Origin of the sequence: Micromonospora sp. NBC_01699 (assembly GCF_036250065.1) — a bacterium.
In the GTDB taxonomy this organism is placed as follows: Bacteria; Actinomycetota; Actinomycetes; order Mycobacteriales; family Micromonosporaceae; genus Micromonospora_G.
Window position 1 is genome coordinate 3596873 of record NZ_CP109199.1, and the last position, 23932, is coordinate 3620804.

Sequence of the window (23932 nt, forward strand, 5' to 3'; positions counted from 1 at the left end):
GCGAGTAACACCCGTTCGAACGGCATCATCGGGTCCCCGGAGTTCCCACTCCGGGGACCCGGTCCCGTCCCGGGCAGCACACGCGGCATGATGGGTAGCTGCCGAAGGTGCCACCGGAGGACGGTGGCAGCGCCAGTTCAGCAGCACCGAACCAGGTGACAGGAGAACCATGAGCACCCTCGCCGACCAGACCATCGCCGCCCTGCGCTCGGGCCACGACGAACTTGCCGCTTTCGTCCGGGACCTCGGCCCGGAGGACCTGCTCCGGCCCTCCGGCGCCAGCGAGTGGCAGGTGTCCCAGGTGCTCAGCCATCTGGGCAGTGGCGCCGAGATCGGCCTGGCGGGACTGACCGCCGCGATCGAGGGTGGATCCGCGCCCGACGGCGAGTTCAACCGCAAGGTGTGGGCCCGGTGGGACGCCATGACCGCCGACGAGCACGCCGCCGGGTTCCTCGAAGCCAACCAGCGGCTGGTCGAGGCGTACGAGGCGCTGGACCCGACCACCCGCGCGGAGCTGCGGGTGGACCTCGGCTTCCTGCCCGAGCCGATCGACGTCGGCAACGCCGCCCGGTTCCGGCTCAGCGAGTTCGCCCTGCACCAGTGGGACGTCGAGGTCGGCTTCAACCCGTACGCGACCGTCACGCCGACGGCGGTGCCGCTGCTGCTCGACCAGGCCGCGGGGATGCTCGCCTGGACCGGTCGCCCCGACACCCTCGCCGGCCGGCAGGGCACCCTGGCGCTGCGGCTGAGCGACCCCGACCGGGCGTACGGGCTGCGGCTCGGTGAGCGGTTCGAGCTGACCGACGTACCGGAGCAGCCGGACGGTGAACTGGTCATCCCGGCCGAGGCGTGGCTGCGGCTGTCCGTCGGCCGGCTCGCCGAGCGGTACACGCCGGACGGCGTGCGGGTGACCGGCCCGTTCAGCCTGGACGACCTGCGCCGGGCCTTCCCCGGCTTCTGATCCCGGCCGGGGCGCCGTCGTACCGGCGGATCGTGTGACACCGGCGGGTGGTCAGGCGATCCGCCCGGTTTTCCGGACGTTCAGCGGACCAGCAGGTCGAGCAGGCGCGCCAGCTCGCCGGCCGGATCCTCGGTCAGTCCGGTGTGTACCGGACCGGCCTGGATCACCGTGCTGCGCGGCGCGGTGAGCCAGCGGAACCGTTCGCCGAGCCGCATCCCGGCCGCCGGTCCGCCCGTCGGCCCACCGGTGCAGGTGGTGTCCCAGCCGCGCAGTGCGGTGGCGACCGCCTCCACGTCGACGCCGGGATCGAGGCAACGCAGCCGATCGGCGTCGAGGTGGAGACTCACCGCGAGGAAGTCGCGGGACTGGCAGTAGAGCACCACTCCGACGTTGATCTGCTCGCCCCGCTCGACGCGCGGGACGGCGCGGATGGCCGCGTACTCGAAGGGTTTCCTCATGTCGTCGCCACCCGGGGCAGCCAGGCGCCGGAGTCGGCGACCCGGGCGGACAGGTGGGCCAGGTACGCCGCCCGTGCCTCGTCCGGGGACCCGAAGTCCGGCCCGGTGAGCCAGTCGTCGGGCACCAGCGTCAGCACCCCGGCCAGCAGGTCGGCCGTCACCCGTGGGGCGAGCTCGGCGTCGGCCTCGGCGACCCGCGTCGCGTACGGCGCCAGGACGTGGTCGTCGGCCCGGAACGGCCGCCGGACGGCCGCCGCCGAACGGGGCCAGTTGTGGTGGAAGTAGATCGCCGCGCCGTGGTCGATCAGCCAGAGCTCGCGGTGCCAGATCAGCAGGTTCGGGTTACGCCAGCTCCGGTCGACGTTCTCCAGGTACGCGTCGAGCCAGAGCACCCGCGAGGCGAGTTCCGGATCCACCGGGTGCGCGAGCGGGTCGTAGCCGAGCGCGCCGGGCAGGAAGTCCAGGCCGAGGTTGGCACCGCCGCTGGCCGCGAGCAGTTCCTGGACCTCCTGGTCGGGCTCGGCGCGGGCGATGATCGGGTCGATGTCGATCACCACCAGCCGGGGTACGGGCAGCCCCAGGCTCCGCGCGAGTTCACCGGCCACCACCTCGGCCACCAGCGTCTTCGGGCCCTGCCCGGCACCCCGGAACTTCACCACGTACGTGCCGAGGTCGTCCGCCTCGACCAGGCCCGGTAGCGAACCGCCCTCGCGCAGCGGGGTCACGTATCGGGTCCCGGTGACGTGACGCAGCATGCCGCCCACCCTAGTGGCGGCCGGGAGCGCGGCGACGGCGGGATGCCGCGCCGATCGTGCACGAATCGTGGCGCCGGCCCACCGGGACCGGGCACCCGACCGGCGTCAGGACCCGGACGTCGTGTCGTCGGCGAGCAGTTCGCGGACCCGGGGGATGACCTCGGTGCCGTACAGCTCGATGGCGGTCATCAGTCGGTCGTGCGGCAGGGTGCCGTTGGAGTACTTCAGGTCGAAGCGCTGCACGCCCAGGGCCCGTACCGTGTTCGCGATCTTCCGGGCGACGGTCTCCGGCGACCCGACGTGCATGGCCCCCTCGGTGACGTCGTGGTCGAAGCGCTCCCGCGTCATGGGCGGCCAGCCCCGCTCGGCACCGATCCGGTTGAACAGCACCCGCACGTGCGGCCAGAGGATGTCGGCCGCCTCCTCGTCGGTCCGCGCGACGAAGCCGGGGGAGTGCACCGCGACCGGAAGCGGCTCCTTGCCGAACTCGGCCAGGGCGCGGTGGTACAGGTCGACGTAGGGCGCGAACCGGGCCGGGGCGCCGCCGATGATGGCCAGCACCAGCGGGAAGCCGTACTCGGCGGCGCGGACGACCGACTCGGGGCTGCCGCCGACACCGATCCAGGTACGGATGTGTCCGGACTCGGTCTTCGGGTAGACGTGCTGCTTCTCCAGCGGGGCGCGTACGGTGCCCTGCCAGCTGACCGCGTCCTCGGTCAGCAGGTGCGACATCAGGTCGGCCTTCTCCGCGAAGAGCCGGTCGTAGTCGGTGAGGTCGTAGCCGAACAGCGGGAACGACTCGGTGAACGAGCCACGGCCGAGGGTGATCTCGGCGCGTCCGTGCGAGAGCGCGTCGAGGGTGGCGAACCGCTCGAAGACGCGTACCGGGTCGTCGGAGCTGAGCACGGTGACGGCGGTGCCGAGGCGGATCCGTTCGGTCCGGCTGGCGATCGCGGCGAGCACGATCTCGGGCGCCGACACCGCGTAGTCGTCGCGGTGGTGCTCACCGATGCCGAAGCCGTCGATGCCCAGCCGGTCGGCGAGCACCGCCTGCTCGACGACGTTCCGGATCACCTGGCCGTACGGTAGGCGGTTGCCCTCGGCGTCGACGGTGACGTCGCCGAAGGTGTCCAGGCCGAACTCCACACCGGTCGCCATGATGTCTCTCCCTCGTCGGTACGCCCCGGGCGTACCCGCGCCGTGACTACTTCCGGCGGTGCAACGGCGGTGCCGATGATCCCATTCCCGTCCCGTGACGGCTCATGCCCGATCCCGGTGCGGCGGACCGGGCGGTCTGCCGCACCAGGCTCGGTCAGCCGCGGGAACGCGGCAGGCAGCACTTCTTGTACTTGTTACCCGAACCGCACCAGCAGGCGTCGTTGCGCTCGGGCGGCCACGGGATCTGGCTGGACCCGGTCGTCAGCTCCTGCGCGTACGCCGCGCGGATCTTCGGGTCGGTCGGATCCCCACCCCGCTGGGGGGCGAAACCGACCAGTCCGTCGAGCGAACCCCTGAGCACGGTCAGCCCGGTACGGCCGCCACCGGCGAGCCGGGTCAGCTCCCGCTCCAGCCGGGCCCGGTGCTCGTCCCAGTCCCGGCCGTAGGTCTCGCCCAGGGCGGGCCAGTCCGACCGCAGCCGGTCGAAGTCGTCCCGGGGCCAGAACAGCAGGTCGGTGGCGGTCGGCTCGGTCACCGTACGGCCGGTGTTACCGGTCAGGCCGCTCTCCAGCCGGTCGGCCAGGTTGTCGTTCTGGTCGTGCGGCAGGGCGAGGTCCCGGCGTACCCGGTGGCGCTGCTGGAGCAGGAAGAACAGCACCCCGGCGGAGTCGGCGTCCTTCGGTTCCTTCGGCTGGTCGGTGGAGGCGGCGCGGTCCGCCATGATCGTCTCCACCGCCGTGGTCAACCACTGCTCGGCGGTGCTGCTGCGACCGCCGGCGTCCAGCGCGGCGCTGACGTACGCCGCGGCGTCGCCCTGTTCGGTGAGCAGTGGGCGCAGCGCGGTGAGTTCGTCGATCGCCTCGTCGTCCCGGCCGACGCGGAACAGGATCCGGGCGCGCAGCGCGCGGGCGAAAGCGCCGGTGCTGTCATCCTGTGTCCGGTACGCGTCGACGGCCCGATCCGCGTAGCGCAGCGCGGCGTCGAGTTTCGCCCTGCTCTCGGCGATCTCGGCGGCCAGGGTGAGCGCGTAGCCGGTGTCGGTCGGGTCGGCCAGCCGGCCCTGGTCGGCGGCCTCGGCCAGTTCGGCGGCGATGCCGAGCGGGTTTGCCGCGCCGAGCGCGGACTGGCGCAACTCGGTCAGATCGGCGCTGGTGAGCACGTTAGTCGTTGGCACGGTTTCACGTTACTGCGCCAGCCGGGGTGAGCGTCGTCGCTGCGCTGTTGCACCCGTCTCACCCCGACCGGTGGCCGGTCGCGTCGGCCGGGAACAGGATCACCGAGCGGGCCCCCTCGCCCCGGGCCATCCGGTCCAGCGCCGCCGGGGCCTGGTCGAGGCCGATCCGATCGGTGATCAGCGGGCCCAGGTCGAGCGACCCGTCGAGTGCCGCGTCGGCGAGTTCGGGCAGGTCCCGGTCGGGGTCGGAGGAGCCGTAGACCGAGGAGCGGAGGATCCGGGCGGAGTGGAAGATGTCGAGCGCGCCCAGTTCGACCACGTCGTCCCTGGCACCCATGCCGACCACGGTGACCTGGCCGCCCCGGCGGGTGGCCCGCCAGGCCAGCCGGATCGTCGCCGCCCGGCCGACGCACTCGAACGCGTGGTCGACGCCCCGGCCGCCGGTGCGCGTGCGTACCGCCTTGTTCAGCGTGTCGTCGGAGCGCAGGAAGTCGGTGGCCCCGGCGGCGAGGGCCAGGTCGCGTTTTGCCTCCGACAGGTCGACGGCGATCACCGGGTCGGCGCCGGCCGCGCGGGCGGCGGCCACCACGGACAGACCCACCCCGCCGAGGCCGATCACCGCGACCGCGTCGCCGGCGACAACCCCTGCGGTACGGCGTACCGCGCCGACGCCGGTGAGCACGGCGCAGCCGAGCAGGGCGGCGGACTCGAACGGCAGCCCGGCCGGGACCGGGACGACCGCGTTCGCCGCCACCACCACCTCCTCGGCGAGCGCGCCGAGCCCGAGGGTGACGTGCAGCGGTGTCCCGTCGGCCAGGGTGGCGCCGTGCGGTACGGCCGGAGTGCCGGTGGTGGCGCAGAGCCACGGCTCGTCCCGCCGGCAGAACCAGCACTCCCGGCACGGTGGCGCCCAGTTCAGTGCGACGTGGTCGCCGACCCGGACCCGGTCGACCCCGGCACCGGCCGCGAGCACCACCCCGGCGGCCTCGTGCCCCAGCACCAGCGGGTACGGCGGCGCCAGCGTCCCGTTGACCATCGACAGGTCGGAGTGGCACACCCCGGCGGCGCGGATCGCCACCCGTACCTCGGTCGGTCCCGGTGCCGGCAGCAGGATCCGTTCGATCCGGGGTGCCGTGCCGGCCGCACCGGCGACCAACGCGCGTACCAGGCTCATCGCTGGATGGCCTTGGTCTGGCGGAACTCGTCGAGCCCGAAGGTGCCCAGTTCCCGGCCGAGCCCGGACTCCTTGTAGCCGCCGAACGGGGCGAGCGGGTTGAACGCCGCGCCGTTGATGTCGACCGAGCCGGTACGCATCCGTCGGGCGACAGCGAGCGCCCGGTCGTCGTCGCCCGACCACACCGCGCCGGCCAGCCCGTACCGGGAGTTGTTGGCCACCGCGACGGCCTGGTCGTCGTCGTCGAACGGGATCACCGCCAGCACCGGGCCGAAGATCTCCTCCTGGGCCAGGGCGCTGTCCGGGTCGACGTCGGCGAACACGGTCGGGGCGACGAAGTGGCCACGCTCGGGCACCTTCGCGTCGGGACCGCCGAGGACCAGTCGGGCGCCGTCGGCGAGGCCCTGTTCGACGTGGGCGCGTACGCGGTCGCGCTGGGCGGCCGAGACCAGCGGGCCGAGCCGGGTGGCGGGGTCGAACGGGTCCCCGGTCCGGTAGCCCTCGGCGGCCCGAGCGGCGAGGTCGAGGGCTTCGTCGTAGCGGCTGCGGTGCACCAGCATCCGGGTCCACGCGGTGCAGGTCTGGCCGGAGTTGAGCAGGGCGCTGCCGACGCCGGCCTTCACCGCGGCGCCGAGGTCGGCGTCGTCGAGGATCACGTTGGCCGACTTGCCGCCGAGTTCCAGGGCGACGCGGGCGATCCGGTCGGCGGCGAGGTGCGAGATGCGCCGGCCGGTGGCGGTCGATCCGGTGAACGAGACCATGTTGATGTCCGGGTGGGCGGCGATCGCCTCGCCCACCACCGGGCCGGTCCCGGTGACCAGGTTGACCACGCCGGGCGGCAGTCCGGCCTCGTCGATCGCGTCGAACAGCAGGTACGCCACCAGCGGGGTCAGCTCGCTGGGTTTGACCACGACGGTGCAGCCGGCGGCGAGGGCGGGGGCGAGTTTGGCGACCACCTGGTGCAGCGGATAGTTCCACGGGGTGATCGCCCCGACCACGCCGACCGGCTCGTGCACCACCAGTGAGTTGCCGACGAGCTGACCGGGCGGTGGTTGCGCGGCCAGCTCGACGTAGCCGCGCAGTACGGTCAGCGGCAGTCCGGCCTGCACCCGGGTCGCCATCCTCAGCGGGGCGCCGAGTTCCAGCACGACGGTACGGGCGATCTCGTCGCTCCGGGCGGTGAGTGCGGTGTGCAGCCGGTCGAGTGCGGCGGCCCGGTCGGCGGGGTCGGTCGCGGCCCAACTGTCGAAGGCGGCCCGGGCGGCGGCGACCGCCCGGTCCACGTCGGCGGTGGTGCCGGCCGGCACGGTGCCGATGACCTGCTCGGTGGTGGGGTTCTCGATTGGGATGGTGTCGGTGGCGGCGGGGGTGACCCACTGGCCGTCGAGGTAGAGGTCGGTACGGGTGAGGTCCATCGTGGGCCACCCCTCGGGGTCGACGGAAACTAGCGCTGCAAGTTTCGACTCTAGTACGCGCCGGCACCGGACGGCAGGGGAGGCAGCGGCCCGACCATCCGCTCGTAGGTGTGGGCGAGCCCTTCGATCAGGGCATCCAGGCCGAGCGTGAAGGCGCCCTCGTCGACGCTGCGCTGATGCTCGACCAGCCGGTGCGCCTGGGTCAGGTGGGGATACTGCTCGGCGTAGAAGCCGGGGTCCTCGACGAAACCGCGGGCGAACGAACCCAGCGCGGAGCCGGTCACGAAGTAGCGCATCAGCGCGCCGATGTGGGTGGCCCGCGCCGGTGGCCAGCCCGCGTCGACCAGCCCGCCGTAGACGGCGTCGGCCATGGCGAGCGCGGCCGGTCGGCGCCCCGGCCCCCGGGCCAGGTGCGGCACGATGTGCGGGTGGGCGGCGAGGGCGGCCCGGTAGGACAGTCCCCACCGGCGCAGTGCCTCCCGCCAGTCGGTGCTGCCGAACGACGAGACGTCGACCTGGGCGGTGATGCTGTCCGCCACCGCGTCCAGGATCTCGTCCTTGGTGGCGAAGTGGTTGTACAGCGACGGTCCGCGTACGCCCAGCTCGGCGGCGAGTCGCCGGGTGGAGAAGGCGCCGAGCCCGTCGGCGTCGATCAGGGCGGCGGCGGTCTCGATGATCCGCTGCCGGCTCAGCAGCGCCTGCCGTGGCCGGGGCATGGCGTACCTCCTGCTCGGTCCTCCCGGTGTCACCGGAGCTGCCCGTACACCCGGGGTCATCCGGGTTCCATCTGCCGAGACTCTGCCACACGGGGGCTGGACGGAACAAAACTTCCAGCGCTAGTTTAGACCCATGGACCTCCAGCTATCCGTGGAGCAGGCGGCGGTCCGCCGGCTCGCGGCAACGGCCGGGGCGCGCCGTACGCCGATCCACACCCTCGGAGGACATCATGGACTTCTCGCTCAGTGACGAGGAGCGCGCGATTCGCGACACCGCCCGGGACTTCATCACCCGCGAGGTCGTCCCGCTGGAGGCCGAGGTGCTGCGCCGCGAGCGGACGCACCGGCCCGGACTCGATCGCGGTGAGCTGCGCGAGTTGCAGCTCAGGGCCAAGAAGTTCGGGTTCTGGGGGCTGGCCACTCCCGAGCAGTACGGCGGCATGGACCTGCCCGCGGTCACCCAGTCGCTGATCTGGACCGAGATCGGGCGCTCCTTCGTACCGTTCCGGTTCGGTGGCGAGGCGGACAACATCCTCTTCCACGCCGATGACGAGCAGCGGCGCGAGTATCTGGTGCCGACGATCGAGGGTGAGCGGAGATCCTGCTTCGCCATCACCGAACCCGGTGCCGGCTCCGACGCGGCGAACATCCGGCTCAGCGCCCGCCGCGACGGCGACGACTGGATCCTCAACGGCGAGAAGACGTTCATCACCGGCGGCAACGAGGCCGACTTCGCCATCGTGGTCGCGGTCACCGACCCCGAGCTGGGCGTACGCGACGGCGGCAGCACGGCGTTCCTGGTGGACCGGGCGATGGGGTGGCGGTCGGAGTTCATCCAGACGATGGGGGAGGGCGGCCCGGCCGCACTGGTCTTCGACGACGTACGGGTGCCGAACCGCAACATCCTCGGTGAACCGGGCCAGGGCTTCGCCCTCGGCATGCAGTGGATCGGCAAGGGTCGCTACACCATCCCGTCGCACGCGGTCGGGATCGCCGAACGGGCGCTGCGAATGGCGATCGACTACGCCAACACCCGCCAGACCTTCGGTGCGCCGATCGGCTCCAACCAGGCGATCCAGTGGATGATCGCCGACTCGGAGACCGAGCTGGAAGCGGCCCGGTGGTTGATCCTGCGCGCCGCCTGGACGGTCGACCAGGGGCTCGACCCACGACACGCGTCGTCGATGGCGAAACTCTACGGCGCCGGCATGGTCAACCGGGTGGTCGACCGGGTCATGCAGATCCACGGTGGGATGGGGTACACCCGCGAACTGCCGATCGAGCGCTGGTACCGGCAGGTGCGGCTCTACCGCATCTTCGAGGGCACCGACGAGATGCAACGCCTGATCATCGCCCGGGACCTGCTGCGCGGCTACACCAAGCTCGGCGGGCACCTCGGATGAGGACCTTCGCCTCGCCCGCCGAACTGCTCGGCGCGGTCGGCGAGCCGCTCGGGCCGGGCCGGTGGCACCGGGTCGACCAGGACCGGGTGGACCTCTTCGCCGACGCCACCGACGACCACCAGTGGATCCACGTCGACCCGGAGCGGGCCTGCGCCGGACCGTTCGGCGGGACCGTCGCGCACGGCTACCTCACCCTGTCCCTGCTGCCCGCGCTGGTGACCGGGCTCTACCGGGTCGACGGGGTGCGGATGGGCGTCAACTACGGACTCAACCGGGTACGGTTCCCCGCCCCGCTGCGGGTCGGTACGTCGATCCGGGCCACCGCGCTGATCGTCGCGGTGGAGCCCGTACCGGATGGGTTGCAGGTGGTCACCTCGGTCACGGTGGACAGTGCCGGTGGCGGCAAGCCGGTCTGCGTCGCCGAGACGGTGTCCCGGCTCTATCTGAAGGAGGACAGATGACCGCGCTGTCGCTGGCGATGGTGCTCGCCGAGGCGGCCCGCCGACACGCCGACACGGTCGCCGTGGTGGACGGTGAGATCCGGGTGACCTACGCCGAGCTGTGGCTGGAGGCCCGGTCCGCCGCGGCCGGCCTGCGTGAGCTGGGCATCGGGCCGGGTGACACGGTGGCCCTGCTCGCGCCGAACGTGGTCGACTTTCCCCGGGCCTACTACGGGGCGTTGACCGCGGGTGCGGTGGTGGTGCCGGTGCACCTGCTGCTCACCGCCGAGGAGATGGCCTACGTGCTCCGGGACAGCCGGGCCGACCTGCTCGTCTGTCACACGAGTCAGTTGGCCATCGGCGCCGAGGCCGCCGAGCGGGCGGGAGTCCCGCTGGTCACCGTCGGCCCGGTGCCCGCCGGGATCGAGGTCCGCCGGCTGGAGCAGGTCAGCGACGGGGTCGCGGCACTGCCGTCGTACGTCAACCGCGAGGCCGAGCAGACCGCGGTGGTCCTCTACACCAGCGGTACGACGGGTGAGTCCAAGGGTGCGCTGCTCACCCATCTGAACCTGGTGATGAACGCGACCGTGAACGTCTTCGACGCCAACGACGCGCGCAGCGCGGACGTGGTGCTCGGCTGCCTGCCGCTGTTCCACACCTTCGGCCAGACGGTGGCCATGAACGGCACCTTCCGGGTGGGTGGGACGCTGGTCCTGCTGGGCCGGTTCACCGGTGCCGCCGCGATCGAGTTGATGCTGGCCGAGGGGGTCAACGTCTTCCACGGCGTACCGACCATGTACATCGGACTGCTGGCCGCGGCCAGTGAGGCGCCGGCCCTGCCCCGGTTGCGGCTCTGTATCTCCGGCGGTGCCTCGTTGCCGGTAGCGGTGTTGGAGCGGTTCAACGCCACCTTCGCCACCACGGTCTTCGAGGGGTACGGCCTGTCCGAGACCTCGCCGACCGCGACCACCAACCAGCCGCACTTCGGCACCCGCGCCGGTACGGTCGGTCACCCGGTCTGGGGAGTCGAGGTGGAGATCGCCCGGCCCGAGTTGGAGGATCGGATCGAGCTGCTGCCCACGGGTGAGATCGGTGAGATCGTCGTCCGTGGGCACAACGTCTTCGCCGGTTACCTGGGCCGGCCGGCGGCGACCGCCGAGGCGCTGGTCGACGGCTGGTTCCGCACCGGCGACCTGGGTACGAAGGACGAGGCCGGCTTCGTCAGCATCGTGGACCGGAAGAAGGACCTGGTCATCCGGGGTGGATTCAACGTCTACCCGCGCGAGATCGAGGAGGTGCTCGCCGGCCATCCGGCGGTGGCCCAGGTGGCCGTGATCGGGGTGCCTGATCCGGTGCACGGCGAGGAGATCTGCGCGGTGGTCGTGCTGGATCCGGCCGGGCCGACCGCCCCGACCGAGTCGGAGCTGGTCGACTGGGCGCGGGAGCGACTCGGCCGGCACAAGTATCCGCGCCAGGTCCGGTTTCTCGACGAGTTGCCGTTGGGGCCCAGCCACAAGGTGCTCAAGCGGGAGCTGCGGCGGCTCATCGCTCAGCGGGTCGCCTCGGACTGACCGCAGCTGCCCCGACCGGGGTCAGCCTCGCGACGAGATCTGCTGTACGGCCCAGTCGTTGCCGTCCGGGTCGCTGAAGAAGATGAAGCCGACGTTGTCCAGCGGATGCGGCGTCGGCGTCGGGCTCTGGCCGAGCACCTGGATCTCGCTGACCCGCACGCCGCGCTCGACCAGCTCGGCGTGGGCCCGGTGCAGGTCCGGGACCACCAGTTGCAGGCCCTTGACCGAGCCGGGCGGCATCTGCGGTCCGGCTCCGGTGCCGAGAACGATGGAGCAGCCCGATCCGGGCGGGGTCAGCTGCACGAGCCGGACGTCGTCGCCCATCCGGGTGTCGTGGTCGACGGTGAAGCCGAGCTGGTCGGCGTAGAACGCCTTCGCCCGGTCCACGTCCGACACCGGAACCACCACAACCTCCAACGTCCAGTTCACGATTTGGTCTCCCACTCAGTTCGGTGCGTCATCGGGTCTCGCGGAGCGTACCGGTGGGGTGTGTCGGTATCGCCGGGATCGGATCGGCGCGGCCGGCGCCGTTGCGGTGGTCGACCCATGGTGGAACCTCGATGACAGATGCCACCAAATTGCTGCATAGCCCCCAACCATATGTTGCTTCGCCCACAATTATGGTGTTCCCGGTCGATCGGTCGGGCTCGACTCATAGGATAGGGCTGGTGGGGCTGTCCGGCCGGTTCGGCTGGACCTCCGCCATCCGGTGACCGCGTCCGGTTCGGACGCCAGTTGTCGCCGGAGTTTCGTCGGACGTGGTGCCCCGGTCATGCCTGTCGTGACCGGCACCTCGTCCGGTGTCCGTTTCGAACCGATCTGGTGCGGTGGCTCCGTGTCGTCCGTCGGGGTTCACCGCACCAGACCGGCGATCAGGTTCACCGTGGACGCGATGATGACGGCACCGAACAGGTACGACAGCAGCGCGTGCCGCAGCGCCGTACGTCTGATCTCCGGGCTTCTCAGCGGGGTGTCGGAAACCTGGAAGGTCATCCCGATGGTGAAGGCCAGGTACGCGAAGTCGGTGTACCGGGGCGGCGACTGCTGGTTGAACCCCACACCGCCGTCGGTGCCGGTGTAGTACAGCCGGGCGTACCGACTGCCGAAGACGGTGTGGATCACCGCCCAGGAGAAGATCACGCTGATGATGCCGAGGGCGATGTGCAACTGCTCCGAGAAGCCGTCCAGCGGCTGCGACCGGATCAGCACCACCCCGATCGCCAGCAGGCTGGCCAGGCAGGCGAACAGGAGCAGCGAGTCGCGTAGCCCACGGTTGGTGTCCTCGCGCAGCGCGAACCGGGCGGTTTCGGTCGGTTCCAGCGGCCAGAGCCGGAATCGAGCCCAGGCCAGGTAGAACAGCGCGGCCAGATCCCAGCCGACCAGCGGCCCGAGGACCGCCGCGTCGTACAGTCCGACCGGGACCCCACCCGCCGCACCCACCACCGCCATGCTGAGCAGCAGCTTCGCGGACCGGATCGGCTCCCGGCGCGGTCGGGCCCCGGTCAACGTCGGTGTTCCGCTGGGCCGGTGGGACGCACGGGTCAGCTCGGGCGCAGGTGCCGGGCGACCCGCTGGTGCTTGCGGTCTCGGGCCCGTGCCGCCAGGTCCGCCGGGGTCACCTCCGGGTTGGGGTTGGTGTGCGCCGAGCGCGACACCTCGTCGATGTTGCCGTAGTCCACCGGTGGCATCGCCCGCAGCGCGCGGAGTACGTCGTTCGGTGCCCCGGCCCGCTCGGCCTCGGCGACGATGTCGTCCCTGGTGGCGGGAAAGTCCAGTGCGGTGAGGTAGCGCAGCACCTCGGCGTTGGTGACCATGTGAATCCCGCTCCTCGCCGGTCGTCTGGTTCTCGACGCGGCGGTTACCCCGCTTTGCCGGCTTCACGCCCCCGACCGGGCCACGGTCGACATTCGTTTCACCGGACCCGGCCCGGGTACGCGCCCGGCACGCCTCGCCGGACCACGGCGACGCCAGGGAGGAGTTGCCATGAACTACGACACGTTCGTCGACATGGTCGCGCAGCGCGCGGGGGTGGACTCGGACACCGCCGTCGACCTGAGCCGGGGGACCCTGGAAGTCCTGGCCGACCGGTTGACCAGCGGCGAGGTGATGGACCTGGCGGCCCAGTTGCCGCAGCCGTTGCAGGCGACGATGCAGGGTCCGGCGGACGCCGCGGAACCGTTCGGGGCGCAGGAGTTCATCAACCGGGCGGCGCAGCGCGCGGACGTCGACGAGACGACGGCGCGTACCGGGGTCCGGGCCGTCCTGACCACCGTTCGGGAGGCGGTCACCGGCGGCGAGTTCGACGACGTGATGAGTCAGTTGCCGCGTGAGTTCCGCGATCTGGTCGAGCCGGTGTTGATGCCGGACGGTCGGGCCCGTCGGCGCTAGGGCGGGGAGCCGGAACATCGACTTTTGTCGAAAGCAACGAAAGTTCGGCCGATTTCTACCGGGCAATAGACTGCCTCGCAGCAAAGCCGTAACCTCTACGCAACGTGCGTGCGGTGGTCGATGCCACGGGAGGAACGGACATGTCCCGCAGGACCGGCAAGCCTTCCTACACGAAGGCCCCGACGAGCAGGCGGCCGAGTGTCGGCACCCTGGTCTTCGCCATGCTGCTGCCAGTGCTGCTGGCCGGCTTCATCGGCGCCGGCATCGGCTACGCCGTGGGCGGGCCGAGCGAGACCGAGGTGGCGGTCAACAAGCTGCGCGAGGAGGAGGCGCGGCGGGACACCGCGCAGATCGCCAGCCTGACCGAGGCGGCCCGCGCCACGCGGGACGAGCTCGCGCCGCTGCTGTCCGAACTGGACGCGGCGGTCAAGACCGGCCAACCGGCGCCCGCCGACAAGCTCACCGGCTGGCAGCAGACCATGCGCGGGGCGGTCGAACGGCATGCCGAGAGCCCGTCCGGCAGCACCGCCACCAACGTCGCGCGCGGTGGCCTGCGGGCCGCTGTCGACGGCCTGTCCACCGCACTGGACACCTACGCCCTGGTCGGCACGCTGCCCGCCACCGCCCAGCGGTCGGTGCTCGACCTGGCGACCCGTCAGCGTACGGCGGCCGGCACGGCCTGGTCGATCGCGGCAGCCCAGCTCGACCAGATCAACATCGACGCCGGACACGGACACCAGCACGTCTACCTCACCACGGAACCGGGAACCGGCGCGTTCACCTCCGACGGGGCGCCGGAGGGCACCACCAAGTAGCGGGTGGGTGCGGGGCAATACCGGCCGGGGCAGGGGTTGCGTGACGCCGGCTCGGATCAGCGCGCCGCCGTGGCCGCGGCAGGCTCGGCGGTGACCGAGTCGTGGTGGGCGAGCACGCCGTGCGCACCGGCCAGCGCCGTGGACGCCGCCGACGTCGTCGGTACGCCGAGCCGCACGACCGTACGCAGTTGGACGTCGACCGCCTCGGCCAACCGCCGCCAGCGCAGCGGCCGACCGGTGTGCGGGTCGACCACCGAGCCGGAGTCCAGGTCCCGGCGGGTTCTCGCCAGCGCCTCCCGCAGTGCCGACACGGCCCGGCCGAGCGCGTCGTCGTGGCCCTCGGCGGCGGTGAGGTCGCCGGCGTGGACGAGCAGCTGTTCGATCACCGTGACCAGATCCGGGTGGTGGCCGGCGACCCAGCGTCGGGTCCGGTAGACCAGTCCGAGGTCGGGCCAGCGCTTGCGGGCGGCCTGTCGGCTGTTGCCGGTGGAGACGCCGAGGTCGGCCAGGCTGGCCCCGAGCCAGACCGCGTCCGCCGCGTCCTCGGCCGAGCACTCGGTGATCAGGTCGTTGACCAGGGCGTCGGTGACCCGGCCGGCGCGGATCCGGCGCAGGTACGCGCTGCGGTGGAACCGTTCGTCGTCGACGTCGCCCGACTTCGCCCCGGACTCCGCTCCGGCCAGCGTCGGCTGGTCGGCGAGTCGGGCGGTGATCCGGCGGACCAGGTCACGGGCCAGGTCCCGCAGCTCGTCGTACTCGGACGCGGGCAGGTGGTCGAGCGGTTCCAGCGGTCGGGGTTCTCGGCTCACGAGGGGTACCTCCACGATCGGATCTCCGTTGTGTCGCGGCCACGACCCTAGCACTGTAAACCACAAGTTTACACCCGGTGACCGGGGGTTCGGTCCCGGTCCGGTTGGCTGTCGGCAACACGAGCGCAAAATGCGCGTCATATCCTCCGGCGCCCGTCCGGGATCATCAGGGATTGACACCCGTCAGCGGAGACGTGAGAATTCCTGTGCGCTTCGCCAATCCGCCGATGGCCGCACAATGGCAGGGGAACTTGCCGTGACGCTGCCGGTGTGGAGCTACTCGACCGGGCTGGGCTGTCAGAAGGGCGATACGTCTGTGCCTGAAGGTTTCTTGCGCTTACCGTACCCGGCGCTGCTTCCCCGTAGCCGATCCGAGATACAGGAGGCGGCAAACCGCGCGCTGGGCAACGGGTTGTCCCACCCATTCGACCTCGATTCCGTGCCGGAACCGGTCGAGGTGGAGAACGAGGCCGCCGAGTGGGTGCACCGGGGTATCGACCCGACGCCCGAACCCAATTCGGAGTACGCCGAGCACGACCGCTATTTCCAGGTACGCCGGGTCCGGCGACAACCCGTGGAGACGTTCCTTCGCGGCCTCGTCCGAGCCTATTCACTGGTCCGGCAGAATGCCGACCAGATGGGTGTGACGAATCTCGACGCCACCCAGTGGCGAAACCTCTTCGCCGGCCTGCACGGCATCCTGGGATACGCCCGCGTACCGCTGGCCGGCGGCGTGCCACCGATGCCCACCCGACCGGTCGACGAGTACCTGCCGCACCACCGCTGGCTGGTCGGGCACCAGCTGTTCTTCGCCGTCGTGCAGGGTGCGATCGTCGGGCTCAACTGTTTCGTGCACGCCGCCGAACGCGGCGACGAGCCGGACGCCCGCGCGGCGGTCGGGGTGGCCAGCGACTTCATGCGCAGTTCGGCCGCCGCGATCAGGTTCACCGCCGACTTCGGTCCGGTCGACTACGACAAGCTGGTCCGCCCGGCGATGGCACCGCCCGCCGTACGGGCCGGGTTCAGCGGCTTGCAGACCCGCGACCATGCCTTCCTGGTCGGCCTGTTCACCGAACTGCGGACCCTGCTCGCCCGACCGGGGCCGGGGCGCGCCGGCGCCGACTTCGAGGAGTTCGTCGACGCGACCATCGAGGCGTACGACGCGCACCAGTTCATCTGCGCCCGGTTCGGCGGTGACGTGCTGCCCAGCCTGCGGATGGCGGCCAACTCGCAGGGCCGGACCACCCAGTCCGGCGCCGACGCGCTGCGGCAGATCATGCGGGCCCGCCTCTTCACCCTCACCGGGGTCAACGGTCGGGGTGCGACGGCATGACGGGTCGTACCCGGGTGGGCATCGTCGGCGCCGGCCCGGCCGGCATGCTGGTCGCGGTCCTGCTGCAACGGGCCGGGATCGACTGCGTGGTGGTCGAGCGGCGGGACCGGGCCTACGTCGAACAGCGGGCCCGCGGGGCCACGGTCGAGCATCGGGTGGTCGAACTGCTGCGCCGGCACGACCTCGCCGCCGGACTGCTGGCCACCGGTGCGGTCGAGGACCGGATCGAGTTCCGGATGGGCGGCCGGCGGTACCCGCTGGCCTACGACCCGGTGGCGGGTGGTCGCACGCACTACATCTACCCGCAGCAGTTCCTGGTCCGGGACCTGATCGACGCCTTCCTGGCCGCCGGTGGCGACCTGCGGTTCGAGACGTCCGCGGTGGCGATCACCGATCTCGGCGGCGACCGGCCCCGGATCCTGCTCGAACCGGCCACCGGGGCCGGGCCGACCGAGCTGCGGTGCGAGGTCGTGGTGGGCAGCGACGGCGAGTACGGCGTCGCTCGCCGCGCCATCCCGCGCGCCGCGTTGGCCATCCACGAGTACCAGTACGACTACGCCTGGCTGGCCGTGCTCGCCGAGGCGGCCCCGTCCAGCGACTGCGTGATCAACGCGATCCACGAGTCGGGCTCCTGCGTGCACGTCCGGCGAACCCCGACGGTGAGCCGGTTCTACCTCCAGTGCCCACGGGAGGACAGCCGGGCGGACTGGCCGGACGAGCGGATCTGGAAGGAGGTCCGGATCCGGCTGACGCTGGACGCGCCGTGGACCCTGAACGAGGGCCCCATCCTGTCCACCAGCAGCGTACGGATGCGCAGTCTGGTCTGCGCTCCGCTTCGGTACGGTCCGCTCTTCCTGGCCGGCGACGCGGCCCACATCGTGCCGCCGGTGGGCGGCAAGGGCTTCAACATCGCCCTCGCCGACGCCGAGGAACTCGCGCTCGCCCTGGTGGAGCGGTTCTCCGGGGCGAGCGCCGCCCGGCTGGACGCCTATTCGGACACCCGGCTGGCCCGGATCTGGCGGGCGCAGGAGTTCGTCGGCTGGATGATGGACCTGGTCAACACGCCCGGTCTGGGTAGCCGGGAGGCGCCGTTCCTACACCGGGTGCAACGGGCCCGGCTGGAACGGATCTTCGCCTCCCCGGCGTACGCCGCCGCTTTCCTACAGGACTACATCGGGTGGGAGTGATCCTCGCCGGCCTCCCCGCTCGGCCGGGTACGCAGGATGTTCGTCGCCCGCCACTCGTCGCCGGTGGCGAGGGTCAGTTCGTCCCCGGCGGTCACCGCGATCGGGGCGGCCAGCGGGCTGTAGGACTCGGTCGTCCACAGCGGCACCCCGGCGTGGAGCAGTTCCTGGGTCCAGATCACCCCGGTCAGCCGGCCCGCGACCGTGGCCCGCAGTCGCACCTGCGGGGGGAATCCGGTGAACGCGGGTGCGCCGTAGTCGAACGTGGCGAAGTCGTGGGCCCCGGTCAGCAGCCGTACGTCGGTGCGGGGGAACCGGATGGCGGCCATCGTGGTGGGGGAGCGCCAGGTGTGCGCGACCGCGTCGACCGGGCGCATCCGGCGCAGCGCCAGCCCCTGCCGGACCGCGTCGGTCACCGGCTGGAAGTCCAGGCCGTACGCGCCGCGCAGCACCCCGGTCGTCTCGTCCAGGTCGGTGAGTTCGGTGTGCAGGTCCCAGTCCCGCCGGTCGCACCCGGTCGCCCGGTAGCGGACCGCGCCCGGCACCACCGTGGCGCCGTCCGCGCAGAGCCGGTCCCGCAGCTCGAACACCAGCCGTGACCGGCCCTCGTCGATCAGCGGGTTGTTGGTGTGGATGAACGCCAACAGCAGGTCGAACCCTTTCGGCGGGTCGAACGACGACAGCTCCAGATCGGCCAGGTCGGCTTCGATAAACGAAAGCCGGTCGCCCAGTCCGTTGTGCTCCGCTATCGACCGGGCCAGGTCCACGTGGTGCCGGTCGACCCCGACCACGGTAGCCGCGCCGGCCGCCAACGCGATGAAGGAGAGGAGTCCGCTGCCGGTCCCGGCGTCGAGCACGCGCATTCCGGGACGGACCGCTTCGGTGACCGCCCGCTGCACGTTCTGGCCCCGGTCGAGGCTCAGCAGCAGACGCAGGTGCAGGTCCGGCGTAAAGGGGATGTCAACCGGTTCGGGCACGCCGATTCTCCATTTCGCTGGAAGTGACGGTCATCCCGGCGCGAAGGGGGGAAATCGCCGGGGCAATGGTTGAGAAATTAGCAATCATGGATGTTGGTGTCAACCATTCGGAGCGCCTCCGGACCTTCCGGTCGGGCGCTGATCTCGGCTATCGGAAATGCGCCGATCGGCCCGGAGGAAGGAAACTCGGATGCGCGTTCTGTTCACCGTTTCGCCGGGGCTCGGGCACCTGTTCCCGACCATCTCGCTGGCCTGGGCGCTGCGGGCGGCCGGTCACGAGGTGCTGGTCGCCACCGCGGCCGACGGGGTGGCCGCCGCGATCCGGGCCGGTTTGGCGGCCGTGGCGACGGCACCGGCCACGGCGATCGACGCGATCTTCGTCGGTACGGTCGGCGAACCGGCCGGGCGGGCGCACCGGATGCGGGAGCGGGGGCGGCAGATCGCCCGCGCCGGTGGGCGTACCCATGATCTGCTGTTGCGGACCTTCGGGCAGGTGTCGGCGGCGATGGCCGACCGGACCGTACGGCTGGCCCGGTGGTGGCGCCCCGAGCTGGTGGTGCACTCCCGGCTCGACGGCACCGGGCTGCTGGTGGCCCGGATGCTCGACGTACCGGCGGTGGAGCACGGGTTCAACCTGCTGCGCGAGGACGACTTCGCGGCGCGCTTCCTGCCGTACCTCGCGGAGGGGTTCGAGCGCCACCGGGTGCCGCTCGAACTGCCCCGCCGCGCGGTGATCCATGTCGCCCCGCCGGAACTGATGTCGGGCACCGGCACCGGCTGGTCCATGCGGTATGTGCCGTACAACGCCGGTGGTCTGCTGCCGGACTGGCTGTGGGAGCCGCCGGCCCGGCCCCGGGTGCTGGTCACGCTCGGTACGGTGGTGCCCCGGCTGGCGGGGGTCGGCGGGCTGACCGGGCTGCTGGCGTCGGCCGCCCGGGTGGACGCCGAGTTCGTGCTGGCGCTGGGCGAGGACGCGGACCTGGCCTCGCTGGGGCGGTTGCCGGCAAACGTACGACCGGTGGGGTGGACCCCGCTGCACCCGCTGCTGGCCAGTTGCGCGGCGGTGGTGCACCACGGCGGTTCGGGCACCACCATGACCGCGCTCAGTGCCGGTGTGCCGCAGCTGGTCCTGCCGCACGGTGCCGACCAGTTCGTCAACGCCGACCTGGTGGCCCGACACGGCGTCGGTCGGCAGTCCGAGCCCGAGGAGGTCGACTCCGAGCTGCTGAGCGCGGTGCTGCGCGACCGGGCGGTACGCGGCGCGGCGCAGGCGACGGCGCGCCGGATGGGCGAGCTTCCCGCCCCGGTGGACCTGGTCGGCCGGCTGGTGGCGCTCGCCGGCTGAGACGGACCGTACTCCCGCCGACCGGGAGGGGGCACGCGGCTCGGGTGAGTGTGTCCTGCGGAACTTTCCGGTATCGAACCGGCGACCAGTGGTGTTACGGGAGGTAGCTTGGCTAGCCGAAGCATAGGAGCTTGTATTTTCAAAGCTACTAGTTGGTAGGAAGCAACCAAGGACAGCAGCCACCATGCCCGTACCCCTCGCAGAGCTCGGCCCGGCGCCGTACGCCGTCGACGGCGCGTCACCGCAGACCGCCGCCGGCCCCGGCACGGCGGTACGGCAACCCCGATCCGTCCCCGCCGCCGGGCGACGGCCGGTCGGCTGTCCCCGCGCCCTCGGGGCGGTACGGGAGCTGCTCCTCGTCGCCGCGCTCTGGGCCGCGTACAGCCTGGGTCGGCTGGTCGCCGACGGTCACGTGCCCACCGCGATGGCCAACGCCCACCGGGTCTGGGACCTCGAACGGGCGCTGCACCTGCCCGACGAGGCGAGCCTCCAGCACCTGCTCGCACACAGCGAGACGCTGCTGCGCACCGCGAACGGCTACTACGCGTACGTGCACTTCCCGGCCACCGTGGCGTTCCTGGTCTGGCTCTACCTGCGCCGCCCCGACCACTACCGCCGGGCCCGCAACACCCTCGCCGTACTCACCGGCGCGGCCCTGGTCGTCCACCTGCTCTTCCCGCTTGCCCCGCCCCGGATGCTCGCCGACACCGGTCTGGTCGACACCGCCGCCCGCTACGGCCCGTCCGTCTACGGCTCGCCGACCGCCGACGACCTCACCAACCAGTACGCGGCCATGCCCTCACTGCACGTCGGCTGGGCGCTGCTGGTCGCCGTCGGACTCGTCGCCGCCACCCGGAGCCGGTGGCGCTGGCTGTGGCTGATCCACCCGGCGCTCACCCTCACCGTGGTCGTCGCCACCGCCAACCACTACTGGCTCGACGGCATCGTCGCCGCCGCCATCCTCGCGCTGATCCCGTTCCTGCTGCCCGCCCTGCGTCGTCCCCCGGCGAGCGGCACCACCGGGCACCCGGTACGGACGCCCGTGCAGAAAACCCGCGCCGACGGAGGAACCGTAGCCATGCCCAGCATCAGCAGTCGCCTGCTGACCGTCTCACTGACCCTGGCCGGTGTGCGGCGGTGGCAGTTCGCCCCGAAACGCTTCATCGGTGCCGCCGCCCCGCCCCGCGACCCGAACGGACACCGGCCACCGATCCTGCGGCACGTCACCGTGCGGCGGCAGGACGTCGAGCAGTGGCCGACGTACGTCGTCACCCCGGTCTCCGGCGGATCCGCCGGGCAGATCCTCTACCTGCACGGCGGCGCGTACGCGACCGAGATCACCGTCGGGCACTGGAACCTCGTCGCCCGGCTGGCCGAGCGGACCGACCGCACCGTGACCGTACCGATCTACCCGCTGACCCCGGAGTACGGCCACCGGGACGTGTTCCCGACCCTGCACCGCCTCTACCGGCGGGTCGCCGCGCTCGGGTCGGCGGACCGGCTCGCGGTGGTCGGCGACTCGGCCGGTGCCGGCATGGCGCTCGCCCTGGTGCAGTCGTTGCCGGCCGGCGACCCTCGCCCCGGTGACCTGGTCCTGCTCTCGCCGTGGCTGGACGCGACCATGACCAACCCGGACATCCCCGCGATCGCGCCACGGGACCCGCTGCTCAAGCCCGCGCACCTGAGATCCCTCGGACACCTGTACGCGCTGCCGGACCTGCCCTCGGTGGCCGAGGTGAGCCCGATCAACGGCCCGCTGCGCGACCTCGGCCGGGTGACCCTGTTCACCGGCACCCGCGACGTGCTCAACCCCGACGCCCGGCGGCTGCGACACCTCGCCGCCGAGCAGGGCACCGAGATCGTCCTGCACGAGTACCCGGGCATGCTGCACGACTGGGTGCTCACCCCGATCCCCGAGGCGAAGCGGGTGATCGGCCAGATCGCCGACCTGCTGACCCCGACCCGCCCCGCCGCCCCGCCACCACCCCAGCTCAAACCCACCCCTGACCGCTCCCCACCGCCCCAGCCCCGTTGATCATGAAGTTAGCGCGCAAAACAGAGATCGAACTTGCGCTAACTTCATGATCAACGGGGTGGCGGCCGGGGAGGGCTAGTCGCGGGTGCCTTCTCGGTCTCGGCGTACGGTGGCCTTGCGGCCCTTGATGGTGGTGCCGCGCAGCCGGCTGATCACCTCGTCGGCCGCCGCCTGCGGCACCTCGACCAGCGAGAACCGGTCGGCGATCTCGATCGAGCCGATCTCCCGGCCGTTCACCCCGGTTTCCCCGGTGATCGCCCCGACCAGATCCTGTGGCCGGATGCCGGACCGCCGGCCCACCCCGATGAACAGGCAGGTCATATTGCCCTGGCGGGGCCGGCCGGCACGCTGACCGTCCCGGCCGCCGCGCCCGTCCCGACTGTCCCGGGGACCCCGACCGTCCCGCTCGCCCCGGAGCGTGACCTGCGGGATCTCCTCGTCGTCGACGGGTATGCCGGACGCCTCGTGGGCCAGCTTCACCGCCGCCAGCGCCACCTCCATCACGTCGAACTCGTCGGTCAGCGTCTCCACGATCACCCGGAACTGCTCCAGGTCGTCCTCCAGCAGGCTCTCCTGCAACGCCGCCCGGGTCAGCTCCAACCGCCGGGTACGCATGTCCGCGACCGTCGGCACCCGGTCGATCGAGATCCGCTGGCCGGTGACCCGCTCGATGGTCTTGAGCATCCGGTGCTCGCGCGGCTCGGCGAGGGTGATCGCCACCCCCTGCCGACCGGCCCGGCCGACCCGCCCGATCCGGTGCACGTACGACTCCGGCGCCGACGGCACGTCGTAGTTGAACACGTGGGTGAGCTGCTCGATGTCCAGCCCGCGCGCGGCCACGTCGGTGGCGACCAGCAGATCCGCGGTGCCGGTACGCAACCGTCCCATCACCCGGTCGCGCTGCTCCTGACTCATCCCGCCGTGCAGCGCCTCGGCCCGGTAGCCCCGCCCGTTCATCGTCTCGGTGAGCCGGTCGACCTCCTCGCGGCTGCGGCAGAAGACGATCGCGGCGGTCGGCGACTCGGCGTCCAGCACCCGTCCCAGCGCCGCCGGCTTGTGCGCCCGCGCCACCACGTACGCGGTCTGCCGGACCAGCGGTGCCGTACCGGTCGGTGTCGACGCCCGGCCGATCTCGATCCGTACCGGGGTGCGCAGGTGCTGGCGGGCCATGCCGTCGATCCGGGACGGCATGGTGGCCGAGAACAGCACCGTCTGCCGCTGCTCCGGGGTCTGCGCCAGGATCGCCTCGATGTCCTCCGCGAAGCCCATGTCGAGCATCTCGTCCGCCTCGTCGAGCACGACCGTGACGAGCTGCCCGAGCCGGAGCGTGCCCCGCGCTATGTGGTCCAGCGCCCGGCCCGGCGTGGCGACGACCACGTCCACCCCGCTGTCGAGGACCCGCAGCTGCCGGCCGATCGGCTGCCCGCCGTAGATCGGCAGCACCCGTACGCCGAGCTCCCGGCCGTAGCGGTGGACCGCCTCGGAGACCTGCACGGCCAACTCGCGGGTCGGCACCAGGACCAGCGCCACCGGGTCGCCGGAGCGCCGGTCGGCCGGCATCCGGTGCAGCAGCGGCAGCGCGAACGCGGCCGTCTTCCCGGTCCCGGTCGCCGCCTGCCCGAGCAGGTCGCGTCCGGCCAGCAGCGGCGGAATCGTCTCCCGCTGGATAGCGGTCGGTTCCTCGTAGCCGAGGGCGCTCAACGCGCCGAGCAACTCGGCCCGCAACCCGAGGTCGGCGAAGGTGCCGGCCCCGTCGTCGTCGCCGAAACTGTCGACGGGGTCTGCCGGGTCGGGCTGTACGCTTTCGGAACTCATACCCAT

At 71.8% G+C, this 23932-nt stretch carries 23 protein-coding genes; 10 read left to right on the top strand and 13 right to left on the bottom strand.

Going from position 1 to position 23932, the window contains the following annotated elements; translation table 11 throughout:
* The first annotated feature begins 169 nt into the window (after positions 1-169).
* Positions 170-961: a maleylpyruvate isomerase family mycothiol-dependent enzyme gene (locus OG792_RS15625; RefSeq protein ID WP_329110365.1), complete on the top strand. Its 792-nt coding sequence runs from the start codon at positions 170-172 to the stop codon at positions 959-961.
* Between the two features lie 80 nt (positions 962-1041).
* Here OG792_RS15625 and OG792_RS15630 read toward each other — a convergent pair whose 3' ends face one another.
* From OG792_RS15630 to OG792_RS15660, 7 genes are all read right to left on the bottom strand, one after another.
* Positions 1042-1419: a DUF3037 domain-containing protein gene (locus OG792_RS15630; protein ID WP_329110366.1), complete on the bottom strand. Its 378-nt coding sequence runs from the start codon at positions 1417-1419 to the stop codon at positions 1042-1044.
* A complete protein-coding gene (locus OG792_RS15635) occupies positions 1416-2174 on the bottom strand; it encodes a HipA family kinase (RefSeq protein ID WP_329110367.1) in 759 nt (252 codons plus the stop codon). The genes OG792_RS15630 and OG792_RS15635 overlap by 4 nt, the downstream gene beginning before the upstream one ends.
* 105 nt (positions 2175-2279) lie before the next feature.
* A complete protein-coding gene (locus tag OG792_RS15640) occupies positions 2280-3332 on the bottom strand; it encodes an LLM class flavin-dependent oxidoreductase (protein ID WP_329110369.1) in 1053 nt (350 codons plus the stop codon).
* A gap of 154 nt (positions 3333-3486) precedes the next feature.
* A complete protein-coding gene (locus OG792_RS15645) occupies positions 3487-4506 on the bottom strand; it encodes an SEC-C domain-containing protein (RefSeq protein WP_329110370.1) in 1020 nt (339 codons plus the stop codon).
* Positions 4507-4564: 58 nt separating this feature from the next.
* The gene (locus OG792_RS15650) at positions 4565-5680 is read right to left on the bottom strand and encodes an alcohol dehydrogenase catalytic domain-containing protein (protein WP_329110371.1); all 1116 of its coding nucleotides are present in this window, start codon (positions 5678-5680) and stop codon (positions 4565-4567) included.
* Positions 5677-7095, bottom strand: a complete 1419-nt coding sequence (locus OG792_RS15655) for an aldehyde dehydrogenase family protein (RefSeq protein ID WP_329110373.1) — start codon at positions 7093-7095, stop codon at positions 5677-5679. Before OG792_RS15655 ends, OG792_RS15650 begins: the two co-directional genes overlap by 4 nt.
* 50 nt (positions 7096-7145) lie before the next feature.
* On the bottom strand, positions 7146-7811 hold the full coding sequence (locus tag OG792_RS15660; RefSeq protein ID WP_329110375.1) for a TetR/AcrR family transcriptional regulator: 666 nt from the start codon (positions 7809-7811) through the stop codon (positions 7146-7148).
* A gap of 230 nt (positions 7812-8041) precedes the next feature.
* Here OG792_RS15660 and OG792_RS15665 point away from each other — a divergent pair, with 230 nt between their 5' ends.
* From OG792_RS15665 to OG792_RS15675, 3 genes are read left to right on the top strand one after another with little or no spacing between them, the layout of a single operon-like run.
* Positions 8042-9214 carry an acyl-CoA dehydrogenase family protein gene (locus OG792_RS15665; protein ID WP_329110377.1) on the top strand — a complete coding sequence of 391 codons (1173 nt, stop codon included), beginning with the start codon at positions 8042-8044 and terminating at the stop codon, positions 9212-9214.
* A complete protein-coding gene (locus tag OG792_RS15670; RefSeq protein ID WP_329110378.1) occupies positions 9211-9675 on the top strand; it encodes a MaoC family dehydratase in 465 nt (154 codons plus the stop codon). The genes OG792_RS15665 and OG792_RS15670 overlap by 4 nt, the downstream gene beginning before the upstream one ends.
* A complete protein-coding gene (locus OG792_RS15675) occupies positions 9672-11225 on the top strand; it encodes a long-chain-fatty-acid--CoA ligase (protein ID WP_329110379.1) in 1554 nt (517 codons plus the stop codon). The genes OG792_RS15670 and OG792_RS15675 overlap by 4 nt, the downstream gene beginning before the upstream one ends.
* A gap of 21 nt (positions 11226-11246) precedes the next feature.
* On the opposite strand, the gene OG792_RS15680 is transcribed toward OG792_RS15675, so the two are convergent.
* The 3 genes from OG792_RS15680 to OG792_RS15690 all read right to left on the bottom strand — a co-directional run bounded on the left by OG792_RS15680 (position 11247) and on the right by OG792_RS15690 (position 13039).
* Complete coding sequence (locus OG792_RS15680; RefSeq protein ID WP_329110380.1) at positions 11247-11654, bottom strand: glyoxalase superfamily protein; 408 nt, start codon at positions 11652-11654, stop codon at positions 11247-11249.
* Positions 11655-12077: 423 nt separating this feature from the next.
* On the bottom strand, positions 12078-12731 hold the full coding sequence (locus tag OG792_RS15685; protein ID WP_329110381.1) for a DUF1345 domain-containing protein: 654 nt from the start codon (positions 12729-12731) through the stop codon (positions 12078-12080).
* A 35-nt stretch (positions 12732-12766) separates the two neighbouring features.
* Complete coding sequence (locus OG792_RS15690) at positions 12767-13039, bottom strand: DUF2795 domain-containing protein (RefSeq protein ID WP_329110382.1); 273 nt, start codon at positions 13037-13039, stop codon at positions 12767-12769.
* Between the two features lie 169 nt (positions 13040-13208).
* On the opposite strand from OG792_RS15690, the gene OG792_RS15695 reads away from it, so the two are divergent.
* Together OG792_RS15695 and OG792_RS15700 are read left to right on the top strand one after the other, a co-directional pair.
* The gene (locus tag OG792_RS15695) at positions 13209-13613 is read left to right on the top strand and encodes a DUF2267 domain-containing protein (protein WP_329110383.1); all 405 of its coding nucleotides are present in this window, start codon (positions 13209-13211) and stop codon (positions 13611-13613) included.
* 140 nt (positions 13614-13753) lie between these two features.
* Positions 13754-14428, top strand: coding sequence for a hypothetical protein (locus OG792_RS15700; RefSeq protein WP_329110384.1), 675 nt, complete (start codon positions 13754-13756; stop codon positions 14426-14428).
* 56 nt (positions 14429-14484) lie between these two features.
* Here the strand turns inward: OG792_RS15700 and OG792_RS15705 are convergent, their stop codons facing one another.
* Positions 14485-15237, bottom strand: coding sequence for a hypothetical protein (locus OG792_RS15705; protein WP_329110385.1), 753 nt, complete (start codon positions 15235-15237; stop codon positions 14485-14487).
* Positions 15238-15676: 439 nt separating this feature from the next.
* Here OG792_RS15705 and OG792_RS15710 point away from each other — a divergent pair, with 439 nt between their 5' ends.
* Together OG792_RS15710 and OG792_RS15715 are read left to right on the top strand one after the other, a co-directional pair.
* Positions 15677-16570, top strand: coding sequence for a hypothetical protein (locus tag OG792_RS15710; RefSeq protein WP_329110386.1), 894 nt, complete (start codon positions 15677-15679; stop codon positions 16568-16570).
* A complete protein-coding gene (locus OG792_RS15715) occupies positions 16567-17757 on the top strand; it encodes a 4-hydroxybenzoate 3-monooxygenase (RefSeq protein ID WP_329110387.1) in 1191 nt (396 codons plus the stop codon). The genes OG792_RS15710 and OG792_RS15715 overlap by 4 nt, the downstream gene beginning before the upstream one ends.
* On the opposite strand, the gene OG792_RS15720 is transcribed toward OG792_RS15715, so the two are convergent.
* Positions 17739-18731: a methyltransferase domain-containing protein gene (locus OG792_RS15720; protein ID WP_329110388.1), complete on the bottom strand. Its 993-nt coding sequence runs from the start codon at positions 18729-18731 to the stop codon at positions 17739-17741. The two genes, OG792_RS15715 and OG792_RS15720, sit on opposite strands and share 19 nt — an antisense overlap.
* A gap of 190 nt (positions 18732-18921) precedes the next feature.
* On the opposite strand from OG792_RS15720, the gene OG792_RS15725 reads away from it, so the two are divergent.
* A complete protein-coding gene (locus tag OG792_RS15725) occupies positions 18922-20076 on the top strand; it encodes a nucleotide disphospho-sugar-binding domain-containing protein (RefSeq protein WP_329110389.1) in 1155 nt (384 codons plus the stop codon).
* Between the two features lie 184 nt (positions 20077-20260).
* Complete coding sequence (locus tag OG792_RS15730) at positions 20261-22111, top strand: phosphatase PAP2 family protein (RefSeq protein WP_329110391.1); 1851 nt, start codon at positions 20261-20263, stop codon at positions 22109-22111.
* A 75-nt stretch (positions 22112-22186) separates the two neighbouring features.
* Here OG792_RS15730 and OG792_RS15735 read toward each other — a convergent pair whose 3' ends face one another.
* Positions 22187-23926, bottom strand: coding sequence for a DEAD/DEAH box helicase (locus OG792_RS15735; RefSeq protein WP_329110392.1), 1740 nt, complete (start codon positions 23924-23926; stop codon positions 22187-22189).
* Between the last annotated feature and the right edge of the window lie 6 nt (positions 23927-23932).